Source organism: Georgenia sunbinii (assembly GCF_036421875.1).
Classification (GTDB): Bacteria; Actinomycetota; Actinomycetes; order Actinomycetales; family Actinomycetaceae; genus Georgenia_B; species Georgenia_B sunbinii.
Map to the genome: position 1 here is coordinate 364,732 of NZ_JAZGOL010000001.1, position 15,693 is coordinate 380,424.

14 protein-coding genes are annotated in these 15,693 nt (G+C 73.8%); 6 read left to right on the forward strand and 8 right to left on the reverse strand.

The window, feature by feature from the left end; translation table 11 throughout:
* Positions 1–41 precede the first annotated feature (41 nt).
* From V2J52_RS01765 to V2J52_RS01780, 4 genes are all read right to left on the reverse strand, one after another.
* Entirely contained in the window at positions 42–326 is a 285-nt protein-coding gene (locus V2J52_RS01765) for a zinc-ribbon domain-containing protein (RefSeq protein ID WP_331225938.1), read from the reverse strand.
* A complete protein-coding gene (pgi, locus tag V2J52_RS01770) occupies positions 323–1,969 on the reverse strand; it encodes a glucose-6-phosphate isomerase (RefSeq protein WP_491062161.1) in 1,647 nt (548 codons plus the stop codon). Before pgi ends, V2J52_RS01765 begins: the two co-directional genes overlap by 4 nt.
* 74 nt (positions 1,970–2,043) lie before the next feature.
* Entirely contained in the window at positions 2,044–3,162 is a 1,119-nt protein-coding gene (locus tag V2J52_RS01775) for an aromatic acid exporter family protein (RefSeq protein ID WP_331225940.1), read from the reverse strand.
* Positions 3,159–4,694 carry an FAD-dependent oxidoreductase gene (locus V2J52_RS01780; protein WP_331225941.1) on the reverse strand — a complete coding sequence of 512 codons (1,536 nt, stop codon included), beginning with the start codon at positions 4,692–4,694 and terminating at the stop codon, positions 3,159–3,161. Before V2J52_RS01780 ends, V2J52_RS01775 begins: the two co-directional genes overlap by 4 nt.
* 169 nt (positions 4,695–4,863) lie before the next feature.
* On the opposite strand from V2J52_RS01780, the gene V2J52_RS01785 reads away from it, so the two are divergent.
* On the forward strand, positions 4,864–5,853 hold the full coding sequence (locus V2J52_RS01785; protein ID WP_331225942.1) for a TIGR03557 family F420-dependent LLM class oxidoreductase: 990 nt from the start codon (positions 4,864–4,866) through the stop codon (positions 5,851–5,853).
* A 31-nt stretch (positions 5,854–5,884) separates the two neighbouring features.
* The gene (locus V2J52_RS01790) at positions 5,885–6,367 is read left to right on the forward strand and encodes a nucleoside deaminase (RefSeq protein WP_331225943.1); all 483 of its coding nucleotides are present in this window, start codon (positions 5,885–5,887) and stop codon (positions 6,365–6,367) included.
* A 142-nt stretch (positions 6,368–6,509) separates the two neighbouring features.
* Here V2J52_RS01790 and V2J52_RS01795 read toward each other — a convergent pair whose 3' ends face one another.
* Positions 6,510–7,709, reverse strand: coding sequence for a glutamate--cysteine ligase (locus V2J52_RS01795; RefSeq protein WP_331225944.1), 1,200 nt, complete (start codon positions 7,707–7,709; stop codon positions 6,510–6,512).
* A gap of 161 nt (positions 7,710–7,870) precedes the next feature.
* Between V2J52_RS01795 and V2J52_RS01800 the strand changes: the two genes are divergently transcribed.
* Both V2J52_RS01800 and hrpB read left to right on the forward strand, forming a co-directional pair.
* Positions 7,871–8,521 (forward strand): SGNH/GDSL hydrolase family protein, encoded by a 651-nt coding sequence (locus V2J52_RS01800; RefSeq protein ID WP_331225945.1) that lies wholly within the window; start codon positions 7,871–7,873, stop codon positions 8,519–8,521.
* Between the two features lie 89 nt (positions 8,522–8,610).
* Positions 8,611–11,160 (forward strand): ATP-dependent helicase HrpB, encoded by a 2,550-nt coding sequence (gene hrpB / locus V2J52_RS01805; protein WP_331225946.1) that lies wholly within the window; start codon positions 8,611–8,613, stop codon positions 11,158–11,160.
* A gap of 62 nt (positions 11,161–11,222) precedes the next feature.
* Here hrpB and V2J52_RS01810 read toward each other — a convergent pair whose 3' ends face one another.
* From V2J52_RS01810 to V2J52_RS01820, 3 genes are all read right to left on the reverse strand, one after another.
* A complete protein-coding gene (locus V2J52_RS01810) occupies positions 11,223–11,570 on the reverse strand; it encodes a DUF488 domain-containing protein (protein WP_331225947.1) in 348 nt (115 codons plus the stop codon).
* Positions 11,571–11,635: 65 nt separating this feature from the next.
* On the reverse strand, positions 11,636–12,721 hold the full coding sequence (locus V2J52_RS01815; RefSeq protein WP_331225948.1) for a mechanosensitive ion channel family protein: 1,086 nt from the start codon (positions 12,719–12,721) through the stop codon (positions 11,636–11,638).
* 21 nt (positions 12,722–12,742) lie between these two features.
* Complete coding sequence (locus V2J52_RS01820) at positions 12,743–13,045, reverse strand: YciI family protein (RefSeq protein WP_331225949.1); 303 nt, start codon at positions 13,043–13,045, stop codon at positions 12,743–12,745.
* Between the two features lie 91 nt (positions 13,046–13,136).
* Between V2J52_RS01820 and V2J52_RS01825 the strand changes: the two genes are divergently transcribed.
* Together V2J52_RS01825 and V2J52_RS01830 are read left to right on the forward strand one after the other, a co-directional pair.
* Positions 13,137–14,297 carry an ROK family transcriptional regulator gene (locus tag V2J52_RS01825; RefSeq protein WP_331225950.1) on the forward strand — a complete coding sequence of 387 codons (1,161 nt, stop codon included), beginning with the start codon at positions 13,137–13,139 and terminating at the stop codon, positions 14,295–14,297.
* Between the two features lie 37 nt (positions 14,298–14,334).
* Entirely contained in the window at positions 14,335–15,654 is a 1,320-nt protein-coding gene (locus V2J52_RS01830) for an extracellular solute-binding protein (RefSeq protein WP_331225951.1), read from the forward strand.
* Positions 15,655–15,693: the final 39 nt, after the last annotated feature.

Below are 15,693 nucleotides of genomic sequence, written 5' to 3' on the forward strand. Positions count from 1 at the left end.
GGCCCCACACCGGCGAGGGCGTGGGGCCGCAGGGCCGAGCCTCAGCCCGGGCCGGGCTGCGGCTCGACCGGCTGCCCGGGGAGAGCCGTGAGGTAGAGCCGCTCGACGCGGGCGCGCTGGGACTTGGGGAAGGTGTACTGCTGGGCGCAGGAGGTGCAGTCGAGGACGTAGCGCCGCGAGACCACGAACAACGGGATGAAGAACACCGTCAGCCGCCGCAGGTGGCGGTACAGGCGCTGGGCGGTCTCCTGCCGGCAGTGCGGGCAGACCCCGTGGGCCGTCGCCGCCAGCGTCCGGTAGTCCTTGAGCCCGAAGAGAACGATCACGCGCCGGTCCGGCCGCTCTCCCGGCGCTGCGCGCGGTAGCGGCGGATGAGGGCGTTGGTCGAGGAGTCGTGGGACAGCGCGGGCTCGTCGTCGGCGCTGAGCTCGGGCGCGATCTGGTTGGCGAGCACCTTGCCCAGCTCCACGCCCCACTGGTCGAAGGAGTTGATGCCCCACACCACGCCCTGGGTGAACACCTTGTGCTCGTACAGCGCGACCAGCTGACCGAGCACCGACGGCGTGAGCCGGGGCGCGAGGACGAGGTTGGTCGGGTGGTTGCCCGCGAAGGTCTTGTGGGGGACGAGCTCCTCGGCCACGCCCTCGGCGCGGACCTCGTCGGCGGACTTGCCGAACGCCAGCGCCTGCGTCTGAGCAAGCAGGTTGGCGGTGAGCAGGTCGTGGTGCCCCGGGATCTCGTCGGCGGGGTGGATGAAGCCGATGAAGTCCGCCGGCACCCGCTGGGTACCCTGGTGGATGAGCTGGTAGAACGCGTGCTGCCCGTTGGTGCCCGGCTCACCCCACACCACGGGCCCGGTCTGGCAGGACACCGGGTCGCCCGCCGCGGTCACCGACTTGCCGTTGGACTCCATGTCCAGCTGCTGCAGGTAGGCGGGGAAGCGCGACAGGTACTGGTTGTAGGGCAGTACCGCGTGCGTCGCGGCGCCGCGGAAGTTGCGCTGCCACACCCCGAGCAGCCCCAGCAGCACCGGCACGTTGCGCTCGAGAGGGGTGCGACGGACGTGCTCGTCGACGGCGTGGAAGCCGGCGAGCATGTCGCGGTAGTGGTCGGCGCCGATCGCGATCATCACCGACAGCCCCACCGCCGAGGTCATCGAGTAACGGCCACCCACCCAGTCCCAGAAGCCGAACATGTTCTGGGTGTCGATGCCGAACTCCGCGACCTTCTCGTCGTTGGTGGAGACCGCCACGAAGTGCTTGGCGACGGCGGCCGGGTCGCCGAGCGCGTCGACCAACCAGCCGCGCGCCGTCGTCGCGTTGGTGATCGTCTCGATCGTCGTGAACGTCTTGGAGGCGATGATGAACAGCGTCTCCTCGGGGTCCGCGGCGGCCAGCGCGGGCGCGATGTCGTCGCCGTCGATGTTCGAGACGAACACCGTGGTGATGCCGGGGTCGGCGTAGGGCGCCAGCGCGAGGGTGGCCATCTTCGGACCAAGGTCGGAGCCGCCGATGCCGATGTTGACGACCCGCCGGATGCGCTTGCCGGTGTGCCCGCGCCACTGCCCGCTGCGGACCTGATCGCTGAACGCCGCCATCCGGTCGAGCACCTCGTGCACGTCGGCGACGACGTCCTGGCCGTCGACGACGAGCGCGGTTCCGCGGGGGGCGCGCAGCGCGGTGTGCAGCACCGCGCGGTCCTCGGTGGTGTTGATGTGCTCGCCACCGAACATCGCCTCGATGCGTTCCGGCAGCCCGGCGGCGCGGGCGAGCGAGACGAGCAGCTCGAGCGTCTCGGCGGTGACGTCGTTCTTCGAGTAGTCGAGGTAGAGGTCGGCCACCTCGGCCACCAGCACCTCGCCGCGGCGAGGGTCGTTGTCGAACAGGTCGCGCAGCGCGAGCGACGAGGTCGCCTCCGCGTGGGCCGCCAGCGCCTGCCACTGCTCTGTGGTGGTGATGTCCTGCGGAATGGTCACGGTCGTTGCTCTCCTGTGTCGAGACGGGTCAGCGGTGCATCAGCCCATGATGGCCCACGGCCGCGAACTCAGCGCAGGGCGTCTGCGGCGCGGCGCAGCGAGAGGAGCAGGCCGTCGACGAAGATCTGGTCGTCTTCCCGGTTGCTGAACTGCCGGGCAGCGTGGACCGCGTCTCGCGCGTCGTCGGTTCCTGGCGCCCCGTCCGCGGCGCCTTCGGCCGGCGCCGGTCTGTCGTTGCGTAGCGTGTCCGCGATGGTCCGGATTGCCTGGATGACCGCCGGTGCCATCTCTTCGCCGAGCGTGACCACGCGTGACGCATCTTCGCCACGGACGCCGTCGTGCAGGAGCAAGTCGCTGAGGTCGCGGGTGGTCAGCACCAGGCGGTCGAGCACATGCGCCTCCCGGCGGATCTCGGCGATGGCGGTCTCGTAGTGGCGGGCGCGGCGGTTGCGACGGGTGGCGAGCTCCACCTCGCCCACCGCGGCGTTCAGCTGAGCGCGCTCCTGTGGCACGCGATGGTGCTGACGATCCCACTCGGCCATCGACGGGCGCTCCGGCGAGCCGACGACCTCGGCCAGGTCATCGAGCTCGTCGGCCAGCGACCGCCGCAGCAGCTGGCTGGCCCGCTCCGCCGGAGCCAGCGGCAGCGGCGGCAGCAGCGCGTTGACACCAATCCCGACGACGGCGCCCAGCAGGGTGAGGCCGGCGTAGGCACCGGCGTACCAGGCCTCGCCGCGACCGATGATGAGGGTGAAGATCGCCGCGGTGGGCGCCCACCCGCCCATCGGGCCTAGCCAGCGCCAACCGGCCACCACCACTCCCGCGGTGACCGCGAGGGCGACCGCGAGCGGGCTGTCGTCGGCGGGGATGAGCCCGACCAGCGCGCCAACGAGGCCGCCGGCGCCGATGCTCGCCACCGCTTGCACCGACTCTTTGACCGAGCCCGCCAGCGAGAACGTGGTCGCGACCACGGCGCCGAACGGCGCGTAGTACGGGTAGTCGGCCGCTGGCCCGGGCAGCACCCGGGCCAGCGCCCACGCGGCACTGGCGGCCAGGCCGGCGCGCAGGGCGAGCGCGAGCCGCGGATGGGCGTTCCACTGCGACCACCACCAGTCTCTCCCCGCCCGGAGGCGCCCCGAGCGGCGGGTGACAGGGCCGTCGGCCGGTGCGGCGGCGGCTCGGGTCACGCCGGATCCAGCCTGGTGGTGGCGGGGCCCTCGAGCACGGCGCCGTCGGCGGCGAAGCGCGATCCGTGGAGCGGGCAGTCCCAGGAGCGTTCCTCGTCATTCCACCGCACCACGCCACCGAGGTGGGTGCACATCGCCGAGACCGCGCAGGTGACGCCGTCGACGGTGGACACCGCGACCGGCCGGACGCCGTCGCGACGCACGTAGCCGCGGCCCTCCTGGGGGCGCCGCTCGACCGGCGCGGGGGCGTCGTCGCCGTCGGGCGCGCCGGTGGTCGCGGGCGTGCGGGAGGGAGAGGTGAGCGCACCGGCGTAGCCCAGGGCCAGGTGCCCGGCCACCTCGGCGTTGACCCGCACCCCACGGCCGAGGCCGCGCAGCTCGTGGCGGCTCCAGCTGTCGTAGGCCGGCGCCCAGTCCGGCAGCTGCCCGCCCAGCGTGCCGGCGACGACGTGCGCGGCGGCGACCGCGTTGGCCATGCCCCACTTCGCGAAACCGGTCGCCACCAGCGCCCGGGAGGCGTGCGGCAGCAGCCGGCCGGCGTAGGGCAGCTCGTCGATCGGGTGGTAGTCCTGCGCCGACCACCGGGCGACGATCTCGCCGTCGGGGAACGACGCATGCGCCCAGGACACCAGCTCCTCGACGATGGCCCGCGGCGACTTCGCCCGTCCGACGACGTGGGAACCGCCGCCGACGAGCAGCACCTCGCTGCCCCGCCACGGCGTGGTGCGCACCGACCGGCCGGCGCTGCCGGCGCCGAGGTACATGTCCAGCGGGCCGGTCCCGGCTCCCTCGAGGGCGAGGGCGTAGGAGCGCTCCGGCGTCATCCGGGCGAAGAACCCGCCCCGGTCGGCGAACGGCATGCCGGTGGCGATGACGACGTGCTCGGCGCGCACCGTGCCCCGCGAGGTGACCACCGCGCCGTCGGGCCCGTGCGCGTCGGTCACCCGTGCCCCGGTGCGTACGGTGACGTCAGCGCGGCGGGCTGCCTCGGTGAGGGCGTCGAGCACCGCGACCGGGTCCACCTGGGCCTGGTCGGCGAGCCGGACGCCACCGGCCTGTGGGAACGGCACGTCCAGGTCCTCGACCCACTCGACGTCGAGGCCGGCCCGTCGTGCGGCGTCGTGCTCCGCCCGAGCGGCCGGTACCTCGTCGGTGTTCGCGGCGTAGGTCACCGCCGCGCGACGCTGCACGGGCACGCCCTCGCGGTCGCACAGCTCGAGCAGCCACTGCTGTCCCGCGCGGTTGCCGGCGACGTACTGCCGCAGCAGCGCGTCGTCGTGCCGGCCGGCGATGGCCGAGAGCCGGGTGCCCTGCAGGAGGGACACCTTGGCGGTCGAGTGCCCCGTGGTGCCGGCGCCGACGTACCGCGCCTCGAGCACCACGACGCGCCGCCCCGCCTTGGCCAGCAGGACGGCGGTGGTGAGGCCGGTGAGGCCGGCGCCGACGACGGCGACGTCGAAGGTCCCGCTCACCGGCTCGTCGTCGGCGTCGTTGCCCTGCTCCCGGGCTCCGGACAGCCACAGTGACGTCATCTCGACCTTGCCCCTCCTCGGCGAACCACGGCCGGGCGGTTGCTTGCCGGCACGTGCGGACGTCTCAGTCTGGCCCGGCCGCCGGTGCTCGGCACGGCGAGGCGGCGGCTGCCCGCCAGGCGCGGCTGCTGCGGATGCCGCGGCCGGTCGACGGTGCCAGGCTCGTGGCATGACTCGACTCGGCTACACCCTGATGACCGAGCAGGCCGGCCCCAAGGACCTGGTCCGCTACGCCGTCGCCGCGGAGGAGCGCGGCTTCGACTTCGAGGTCGCCTCGGACCACTACTTCCCGTGGCTGGACTCGATGGGCCACGCGCCGTACGTCTGGTCGGTGCTGGGCGCGGTGGCCCACGCGACCCAGCGGGTGGAGCTGATGACCTACGTGACCTGCCCGACGATGCGCTACCACCCCGCCGTCGTCGCCCAGAAGGCCGCGACGCTCGGCCTGCTGAGCGACGACCGGTTCGTCCTCGGTCTCGGCTCGGGGGAGAACCTCAACGAGCACGTCGTCGGCGAGGGCTGGCCGGCAGTGGGGGAGCGGCACAGCATGCTTCAGGAGGCGATCGAGATCATCACCCGGCTCCTCGACGGCGAGCGGCTCACCTACGACGGCGAGTACTACCGGGTGGACCAGGCCGTCCTCTTCGACCGGCCGGCCGACGGCGTGCCGACCGGCGTGGCCGTCTCCGGCCCGGAGTCGGTCGCCCGGTTCGCGCCGCTGGCCGACCACCTCATCACCACCGAGCCCAGCGCTGACGTGCTCGACCGGTGGCGGGCGGCACGGAGCGACGCGGGGCTACCGGCAGGTCGTGCCATCGGCCAGGTGCCGATCTCGTGGGACCCCGACGCCGACGCCGCCCGGCGGCGCGCGCACGAGACCTTCCGCTGGTCCGGCCTGGGCTGGGCGGTCAACGCGGACCTGCCGACCACCGAGGCGTTCGACGCGGCGACGTCGTTCGTGCGCCCCGAGGACGTCGCCGAGCTCATTCCCTGCGGGCCGGACCTCGATGCCGTCGTCGCGGCCGTCGCCCCCTACTGGGAGGCCGGCTTCACCGACATCGCCGTCGTCCAGGTCGGCGGTGACACCCAGGACCGGTTCCTCGAGGAGGCCGCCGAGCCGCTGCTCGCCCGGTTGCGGGAAGCTGCGCCGGCGGCGTGACCCGATGCTCGCGCCTTGCCATACTGGCGCCATGGCCCTGACCGAGACCGACCTTCACCACCTGCGCCGCTGCGTCGAGCTCGCCCGGGAGGCGCTCGAGGACGGGGACGAGCCGTTCGGCTCGGTGCTCGTCGCCGCCTCCGGCGAGGTGCTCCTCGAGGACCGCAACCGGGTGAAGGACGGCGATCACACCCGGCACCCGGAGCTCGAGATCGCCCGCTGGGCCGCGCGCCACCTCGCGCCGGCCGAGCGGCGGACGGCGACCGTCTACACCTCCGGCGAGCACTGCCCGATGTGCGCCGCCGCGCACAGCTGGGCAGGGCTGGGCCGGATCGTCTACGCCGCCTCCACGGAGCAGCTCGTCGGCTGGCACACCGCGTGGGGGATCAGCCCCGGACCGGTCGCCCCGCTGCCGGTGACCGCGGTGGTGCCGGGCGCAGTCGTCGCCGGACCCGCACCGGAGCTGACCGACGAGATCCGCGAGCTGCACCGCAGGCTCCACGCGGTCGACTGACCGCTGGGCGGCGGGCGGGCCCGGGCGGGCCCGGGGGGTGCCGCCTGCCGGGTAGCTTTCGTCAGCCCCACGCTGACGGCTCCTCCCCGATCTGCGAGGGGGTGGAGGGCCCCCGCGCCGGTGGACAGCCGACGTCGGCTCATCAGCCGGCCACCCGCGCCTCGCTCTCCTGGCTGTGCGTCGTGCGCACGACCGCGGCGACGACGTCGCCCAGGCTGCCGGTGCGGGCCATCACCCGGCGCTGGTGGTCCGCCCCGTTGCCGACGTCGAGCACCCGGGCGACGCCAGCTGCCACGAGGTCGAGGTCGCCGTACTCCGTCAGCGCGGGCGTCACGTGCGCCAGCAGCGCCGCCAGCACGTCGGCGGCCGGCCGCGGCCGAGAGGTGATCGGATCGAGCAGGTTCTCGCCGACGCCGTGGCGGCTGGCCTGCCACATCGCCAGACGCAGCAGCGGGGTGGGGACGGCCGGCGCGGGGACGCCCTCCTGCCACTCCCGGGCGGCGGTCTCCACCAGCCCTCGGCACAGTGCCGCGAGGAGGACGGCGTCGGCGGGGTCCTGGCAGACGTCGGCCACCCGGATCTCGAGCGTCGGGTACCGGTGCGAGGGCCGGGCGTCGAAGTAGATCATCCCGTGGTCGAGGAGGACGCCGGACTCGACCATGTCGTCGACCAGCCGGTGGTACGCGGCAGCGGAGCCGAGCACGTCCGTCGGGCCCGCCGAGGGCCAGCGGTCCATCACCTGCGAGCGGAAGCTCGCGTACGAGGAGTCCGTGCCCTGCCAGTACGGTGAGTTCGCGCTGAGCGCGAGGAGCGCCGGCAGCCACACCCGGATCCGGTCGAGCACCGCGACGGCCTCCTCGTCCGAATCGACCTGCACGTGCACGTGGCAGCCGCAGCTCAGCTGCTCCCGCGCGGTGAGGCCGAAGCGCTCGATGAGCTGCTGGTAGCGGTCCGCGCGGTCGGCACGCGGCTCCACCGAGACCGGTGAGGTGCCGATCGCGGCGATACGCGCGCCGGCCCGCCGGGCGGCCACGTCGGCCCGGGCACGCCACAGCAGGATCTCCTCGTGGAGGTCGGCCATCGACTCGTGCGGGGCGGTGTCGGTCTCCACCTGCTGGCGCTGCAGCTCGCCGCCGAGGGTGGATCCCGGGTGCTCTGCCGGGGCCGGGTCGCCGGCGGCCGGCGGCTCCGGCGCGATCGGGGACCCGGACTTCGGGTCCTTCTCGGCGGCCTCCTGCGCGGCCAGGTCGGCCCGCCGCAGCACCTGGGGCGCCACCGACAGGGCCTGGCCCGAGCCGCTCCGGACGAGCAGCAGCTCTTCTTCCACTCCAACAGTTCGCATGGAGCCAGTCTCTCCGGGGCGCGCGCTTCCGTCGCGCGGGGAGGACCACCGCCCCGACGACAGCCGTCTCGGCCGGTGACAGATCGTTGCGCAGGCACCGGTGGGGATCCCTGCGCAACGAGTCACGAGATCGACGGCCCGACGTCGCTATCGTGGCGTGGGTGAGGGGTGTCCGCGCGTCGTTGCCGTTGGTGCTGGTGCTGGTGCTGGTGCTGGCCGGGCTTGCCGGCTGCTCGGCCGACGACGAGACCCGGTTGCCCGGCACCGGGCCCGAAGCAGTGCGGCTCGCTGTCGTGGGGGACTCGATCACCGCGGCGGACAGTCCGGACCTCGCGGGCGGTGAGCTCGGCCGGGGATCATGGGTGTGGCACGCGGTGGGCGAGGAGATCACGTTCGCGGGCGGCTGGGCGCAGTGGGGCGCGACCACCGAGCAGATGGCCGTCGCCGTCCCCGAGCTGGACGCCGATGTCCTCGTCATTCTTGCCGGCACCAACGACGCCGGTGCGGGTGTGCCGTTCGCGCAGACGGCGAGGAACATCGAGGCGATCGTCGCGAACGCCGGCGTCGACGAGGTCGCGCTCAGTGCGGTGCCGCCGATCGATGCCGCCCCGCAGAACGCCGTCGAGCTCAACGCGGACATCGAGGAGCTGGCCGCCGCGCATGACTGGACGTGGGTGCCGCACCCGTCGGCGCTCGCCGAGGACGGCGAGTTCGCACCGGGCATGGCGAACGACGGGCTCCACCCCACCGAGGCGGGAGCGCGCCTCATCGGCGAGGCGATCGCGACGGCGGTGCTCACCGCCGCGCGGTGACGGGGCCGTGGCCGGCGTCGTCGGCGCCGGAAGCATCGACGGAGCAACCGCCGATCGGTGCCCGTCCCCGGGTACGGCACACTGGCGGGGTGGTCCCCGATCCGTTCGCCGCGCTGCTGGCCGCGCCGCCAGACCTGCCGGTGCGGCACGGGCTGGCCGAGCTGCTCGCCGCCGTCACGGACCACGGCGCCGCGGTGCTGCAGTCCCCGCCGGGCAGCGGCAAGACCACGCTGGTGCCACCGGCGCTCGCGACGGGCGGCGGCGGCCGCGTGATTGTCACCCAGCCCCGTCGCATCGCCGCCCGCGCCGCCGCGCGCCGGCTCGCCCAGCTGCTCGGCGAGCCGGTGGGGGAGCACGTCGGGTTCGCGGTCCGGGGCGAGCGGCGCAGCGGGCCGCGGACCGTCGTCGAGGTGGTCACGGCGGGCATCCTGCTGCGCCGGCTGCAGCACGACCCGGAGCTGCCCGGCGTCGCCGCCGTCGTGCTCGACGAGGTCCACGAGCGTCAGCTGGACTCCGACCTCCTGCTCGCGATGCTCGTCGACGTACGTGCCAACCTGCGCGACGACCTGCGGATGGTCGCGATGTCGGCCACCGTGGAGGCTGACCGGGTGGCGGCCGTGCTCGGCGCCGGCACCCCGGTGGTGACCGTCCCGGGCGCGCTGCACCCGATCGAGACCGCCTGGTGCCCGCCGCCGGCCACCGCCCCGCGGCTCTCCCCGCGGGGCACCACCCCGGCGTTCCTCGACCACGTCGCCGCCACCGCACGCCGGGCGCTGGCAGAGCGGGACGGTGACGCCCTCGTCTTCCTGCCCGGCGCCCGCGAGGTCGACGACGTCGTGCGACGGCTGCACGGGGGCGCGCCGCTGCCCGGCGGCGCGGACGTCATGGCGCTGCACGGCCGGCTGCCGTCCCGGGAGCAGGACCGGGCGCTGAGCCCGGGGGAGCGGCGGCGGGTGGTCGTCGCCACCGCCGTCGCGGAGTCCTCGCTCACCGTGCCCGGCGTGCGGATCGTCGTCGACGCCGGTCTCTCCCGGGCGCCGCAGACCGACCACCACCGCGGCCTCGCCGGGCTGGTGACCCGCAGCGTGAGTCAGGCGGCCGCCGAGCAGCGCGCCGGCCGGTCCGGGCGGGAGGCGCCAGGGACGGTCTACCGGTGCTGGACACAGGCTGAGCACGCCCGCCTCGAGCGCCACCCCTTGCCGGAGATCCGTACCGCCGACCTCACCGGGACGATGCTCGAGCTCGCCCGGTGGGGTGCGCCGCGCGGCGAGGGGCTGGCGCTGCTCGACCCGCCACCGGCCACCGCCGCTGACGCCGCCGAGGCCGCCCTGACGGCGCTGGGCGCGATCGGCCCTGACGGCGCGATCACCGACCGGGGCCGTGCCATCGCGGACGTCGGGCTCGACCCTCGGCTGGCACGAGCGCTGCTCGACGGCGCCCGGCAGCTCGGGGCCGAGACCGCAGCCGACGTCGTCGCGATGCTGGGGGAGGACCTGCCCGCCCCGGGCGGCGACCTCACAGCGCTGCTGCGACAGCTCCGGCGAGGCGGGGCCGGCGCCGGTGGCGCGGGTGCGGCCTGGCAGCGGCAACGGCGCCGGCTGCGCGAGGATCTCGCCGGCCGCGGCGGGCGCGGGGGCAGTCAGCTGGGCACCGACCTTGCGGTCGGCCTCGTCACCGCACTCGCCCACCCGACCCGGGTAGCGCGACTACGGCCCGGCGGCGCGACCTACCTGATGGCCGGTGGTGCCGGTGGCCGGCTGGGGCCCGGCAGCGCCCTCGTCGGCAGCGAGTGGTTGGCCATCGCCGACGCCAGCAGGTCACCCGGGCAGGTGGACGCGACCATCAGGTCGGCGGCACCGATCGACGAGGCCACCGCGCTCGAGGCAGCCGGCAGTCTGCTGCGCGAGGAGGACGTCGTCGCCTGGCGCGACGGCCGGATCGTCGCCCGCCGGATCACCGCGCTCGGCGCGATCGAGCTGAGCAGCGACCGGATCACCCGCCCGGACGGCGCGCTGGTGGCGCGCGCCGTACGTGCCGGTCTGGCCGAGCAGGGGCTGGACCTCGTGCCGTGGCCCGCGGGCGCCGTCGGGCTCCGCCAGCGGCTCGCCTTCCTCCACGGCGCGGTCGGCGGTCCGTGGCCGGACGTCTCCGACGCTGCGCTGCTGGCGGACGTGTCCTCCTGGCTGGGACCGGACCTCGCCCGGGTCCGGGGCGCCGGTGACCTACGCCGGCTGGACACCACGGCGGCGCTGCGCCGGCTGCTGCCGTGGCCCGCCGCATCGGAGCTCGACCGGCTGGCACCGCCGCGGGTGACGGTGCCGAGCGGCTCCGCCGTGGCGGTCGACTACGGCGACCCGGGCCGCCCGGTGCTCGCGGTGCGGATCCAGGAGGTGTTCGGGTGGAAGGCCGCGCCCCGGCTCGCGGGCGGCCGGGTACCACTCGTTCTCGAGCTGCTCTCGCCGGCGCGGCGACCGGCGGCGGTCACCGCGGACCTCGCGACGTTCTGGCAGACCGGTTACCCGCAGGTCCGGGCCGAGCTGCGCGGCCGGTACGCCAAGCACCCGTGGCCCGAGGACCCGACGACGGCGCCGGCCACCACCCGCACCAAGCAGGCCGACCAGCGCCGCGCCGGCGGCTAGCGTCGCGACACCGGACGGAAAATTCTCACGCAACGACGAGGAGGATGGCGCGGCCTCCGCCCTCAGCCGTCGCCGAGCAGCTCGGCGAGCACGACCGCCTGGTTGTGCTCGGTGTCCTTCGCGCCGTACAGCAGGGTGACGTCGTCGTGCTCCGCGACGATGCGACGCAGCTCGTCGAAGGCCTCGTTCGACGCCAGCTCGGTGCGGTAGCGGCGGCGGAACTCGGCGTAGCGCTCGGGGTCGTGGCCGAACCAGGTGCGCAGCTCGCTGCTCGGCCCGACCTCCTTGAGCCAGTGGTCGAGGTGGGCGGCGTCCTTGGAGATACCGCGCGGCCAGACGCGGTCGACGAGGACGCGGACGCCGCGACTCTTCGCGTCGTCGTCGTAGATGCGGGCGATGGTCACGGCCATGACGCCATCGTCCGCCAGACCAGCGCGGCCCGCGACAGCAGACCGCCGGCGACTGGCCGCCGAGCTCAGCGCCCGGCGGGCGGCGCGGTCGGCTGGTCGGCGCTCTCGGCCGCCTGGTCGGGGTAGGGCGGCATGGTGACCCGGTGGATGGGCAGCGCCTCCGGGTTGTTCTCCCGCAGCCACACGATGAGCCGCTCGCGGACCTCGCAGCGCAGCACCCAGTCGTCGTCGGTGTCCGCGGTGGTCACCAGCGCGCGCACGGTGACACGGTCGCCGGTGGAGTCGGTGACCACGAGCGACCCGGAACGGCGGTCCCACAGCGGGTGCTCGTCGAGCATTGTCAGCAGCTCGGCGCGCATTCCCGCGAAGTCGGTGCGCCAGTCGAGCTCGAAGTACACCAGGCCGGTGACCGAGTCCCCGGTCCGGCTCCAGTTGATGAACGGGATGGTGGTGAAGTGCGTGGAGGGCAGCACCTTGTGCCGCTCGTCCCAGATGCTCACGACGACGTAGGACAGCGTGATGTCCTCGATCGTTCCCCAGGTGTCGTCGACCTCGACGATGTCGCCGATCCGGATCGCGTCGGTGAACGCCAGCTGCAGGCCGGCGAAGACGTTGCCGAGCGAGGACTGCGCCGCGATGCCGACGACGACGCTGATGAGCCCGGCCGAGGCCAGGATCGTGGCGCCCACCTGCTCCACGCCGGGGAAGGTGAGCAGCACGAGCGCCAGCCCGATGACGATGAACGCCGCGTTCACCAGCCGCCGGATGAGCTGCATCTGGGTCCGGGCGCGGCGCCGGTCGCGGTCGTCCTGCTTACGGGTGACGACCCGTTGCTGGGTGTGGGTCAGCCATGCGAGCACGATCGTCGCCGCCAGCCAGACGGCACAGATGAGAACGGCGATGAGCAGCACGTGCAGGCCGACGTCGCGGAAGGTCGACGGGTCGGCCGTGGCGGCGAAGGCGATCCGCAACGCGACGGCGAGCACCAGGCCCAGCAGCGGTCGTCGGACCAGCAGCCAGGCCGGCCACAACAGTGGGACACGGGCGCCGGTGCGCTTGACCACCGTGTTGATCGCCAGCATGACGATGAGGACGGCTGCCGCGGCGGCCGCGACCGCGATGATCCATTCCAGGACGGGCCACAGTTCCATGGCTGAGTCACCTGCTCCTGACTACGTGGTGGCGTGCTCGGACAGCTCGCCGATCACCGGGTTCCACGGCCGCAGGGTGCGGTGGGTGATGAGGTGCGCGCGGTGAAACGGGTCGTCGTCGAGCAGCCGCTGCGCGGCGTCGAGGTCCTCGGCGACGACGATCAGCAGCGCACCCGGCGCGGCGTTGTCCAGCCAGGGGCCCGACGCCAGCAACGAACCGGCCGCGACCAGACCGGCGAGGAACTCGCGGTGCTCGGGCCGGACGGTGGCCAGATCGTCGGTGCGGGCAGGGTCGTACACGTACTCGACTGCGAAAGCTGTCATGGCCCGAGCCTACGTCCCGAGCCCCGACCGTGACTCAACTGTGATCTGCGACACCTTGCCAGGCGATAGTACGTAGAGTTAACTAACAAACATGTCGAAGACGACACCACCGTTGCTGGTCCCCACCTGGGGGCGCGTGCTCGATCCCACCGTCAAGGTGCTGCCGAGCCACGCTCGCGGCCACAACCGGGCGCTCGTGCTGCAGACGCTCGCCAGCCATCGCGTGCTCAGCCGGGCGGACATCGCCCGGGAGACCGGCCTCACCCGGGTGACGGTCTCTGACCTCGTCGCGGACCTCATCGCGTCGTCGCTCGTCGTCGAGCTGGGGCAGCGTGCCGAGTCGCGCCCCGGCAAGCCGGCCACGCTGCTGCAGATCGACAAGGATGCCCGGCACACGGTCGGGGTCGACCTCTCCGACCTCACCACCTTCCGATCTGCGGTGATGGACCTCGACGGGACCGTGCTGGCCATCCACGAGCTCGCCACCGGCGGTGCGACCGGAGCCGCCGCCGCGGACGTCGCCGTCCAGGTCGCGGCGTCCGCCGTCGCCGGTGCGACTGCGCCGGTGCTCGGCGTCGGCGTCGGGACCCCCGGGATCGTGGACTCGTCGGGCGTCGTGCTGACCGCGCCGAACCTCGGCTGGTCCGACCTGCCTCTCCAGCGGCTGCTCAGCGACGAGCTCCGGCTGCCGGTCCACGTCGCGAACGACGCGAACGCCGCCGTCATGGCGGAGAGCCGGTTCGGCGGGGGCGGCGACGACCTCCTGCTCATCACGGTGGGCAGCGGCGTCGGAGCCGGGATCCTGGTCAACGGGGTGCCCAGGCTGGGCGCGCGGTCGGCCGCCGGTGAGATCGGCCACGTCGTCGTGGGGACCGACGGCGGCCCGCCGTGCGCCTGCGGCAAGGTCGGCTGCCTCGAGGCGTGGCTCTCGGTCCGCAGCCTGCGCCGTGCCCTCGCCGCCACCGCCGCCGCCGACGCCGCCCGCCGCGACGTGCTCGAGGAGGCCGGCCGGCGGCTGGGCATCGCGATGGCACCGGTCGTCGGCACCCTCGACATCACCGAGATCGCGCTCAGCGGCCCCGCCGACCTGCTCGCGGGCGCGCTGGTCGAGGCCGCGGACCGGACGCTGCGCGAACGGATGCTCGCCTCGGTCCACAACGACCTCGAGATTCGGCTGTCGAGCCTCTCGACAGACATCGTCCTGCGCGGCGCCGGCGCGATCGTGCTCGCGGCCGAGCTGGGCCTCTCCTGACCTCTCCACCCGCTCACCCACCACGAAAGGCAAGATGATGAAGAGAAGGTTCATCGGGACGGCGGCGATGCTCACCGCCGGTGCCCTCGTGCTCGTCGGCTGCGGCGGTAGCGCCGACGGTGACGCGACCAGCCCGGACGACGACGGCGACGGCGCCACGACCGGCGAGGACCAGACCCTCACCCTGTGGCTCATGGGCGGCGACACGCCCGACGAGCTGCGCGACTACCTCCGGGACACCTTCGCGACGGAGACGGGCGCCGAGCTCGTCATCGAGGAGCAGGACTGGGGCGACGCCGTCACCAAGCTCACCACCGCGCTGCCGGACGCCGGCGCGACGCCCGACGTCACCGAGATCGGCAACACCTGGGCCTCGACCTTCACCGGCGTCGGAGCGTTCAGCGACCTCAGCGACGTCTATGACGAGCTCGGCGGCGACGACCTGCTCCAGTCCTTCGTCGAGGCCGGCGACGTCGACGGCGCACACTTCGCGCTGCCCTACTACTTCGGCTCCCGCCTCATCTGGTTCCGCAAGGACGTGTGGCAGGAGGCCGGCCACGAGGTGCCGACCACCCTCGCCGAGTTCAACGAGACGGTCACCGAGCTGCGGACCGAGGACATGTCGGGCTTCTACCTCGGCGGCGAGGACTGGCGCAACGGCGTGTCGTGGATCTTCGCCAACGGCGGTGAGCTCGCCGTCCATGACGGCGACACCTGGGTCTCGGCGCTGTCCGACCCGGCCACCCAGGAAGGTCTCCAGCAGTTCCAGGACCTGTTCACCGACGCCTCCAACGCCCCTGCGACCGAGTCCGACTCCACCCCCTGGGTGAACATCAACGACAACGACGCCGGCGTGCCCGAGGCTGCCACGATCATCGCCCCCGGCTGGGCCTACTGGTCCATCGGCCTGCCGACCGAGGCCGACCCCGACGTGCTCGAGTGGGACGACGACACCTTCGGCGTCTTCGCGCTGCCGGGCGTCGAGGAGGGCAGTGTGGCGCCGGTGTTCGCCGGCGGCTCCAACATCGCGATCTCGGCGGCGAGCGAGAAGCAGGAGCTGGCGCGGGACCTGCTGCGGATCATCTTCTCCGACGAGTACCAGACCATGCTCGCGGCCAACGGGCTGGGTCCGGCCAACACCCAGTTCCTCGACGCCTTCGAGGAGCTCAACCCGACCGTCAACCCCGCGGCTGCGGCCGCTGCGGTGAGCTCCAAGCTCACGCCGGCCGCCCCCGGCTGGGCCGCCGTCGAGGGGTCGGCGCTGCTCGAGGAGTTCTTCGGCAAGGTCGCCCAGGGCGGCGACATCGCCGAGCTGGCCGCCGAGTACGACGAGCAGATCAACGCCCTGCTCAACTGACGCCGAGCCGTTGCGGGCGGGCGATCGTGCCCGCCCGCA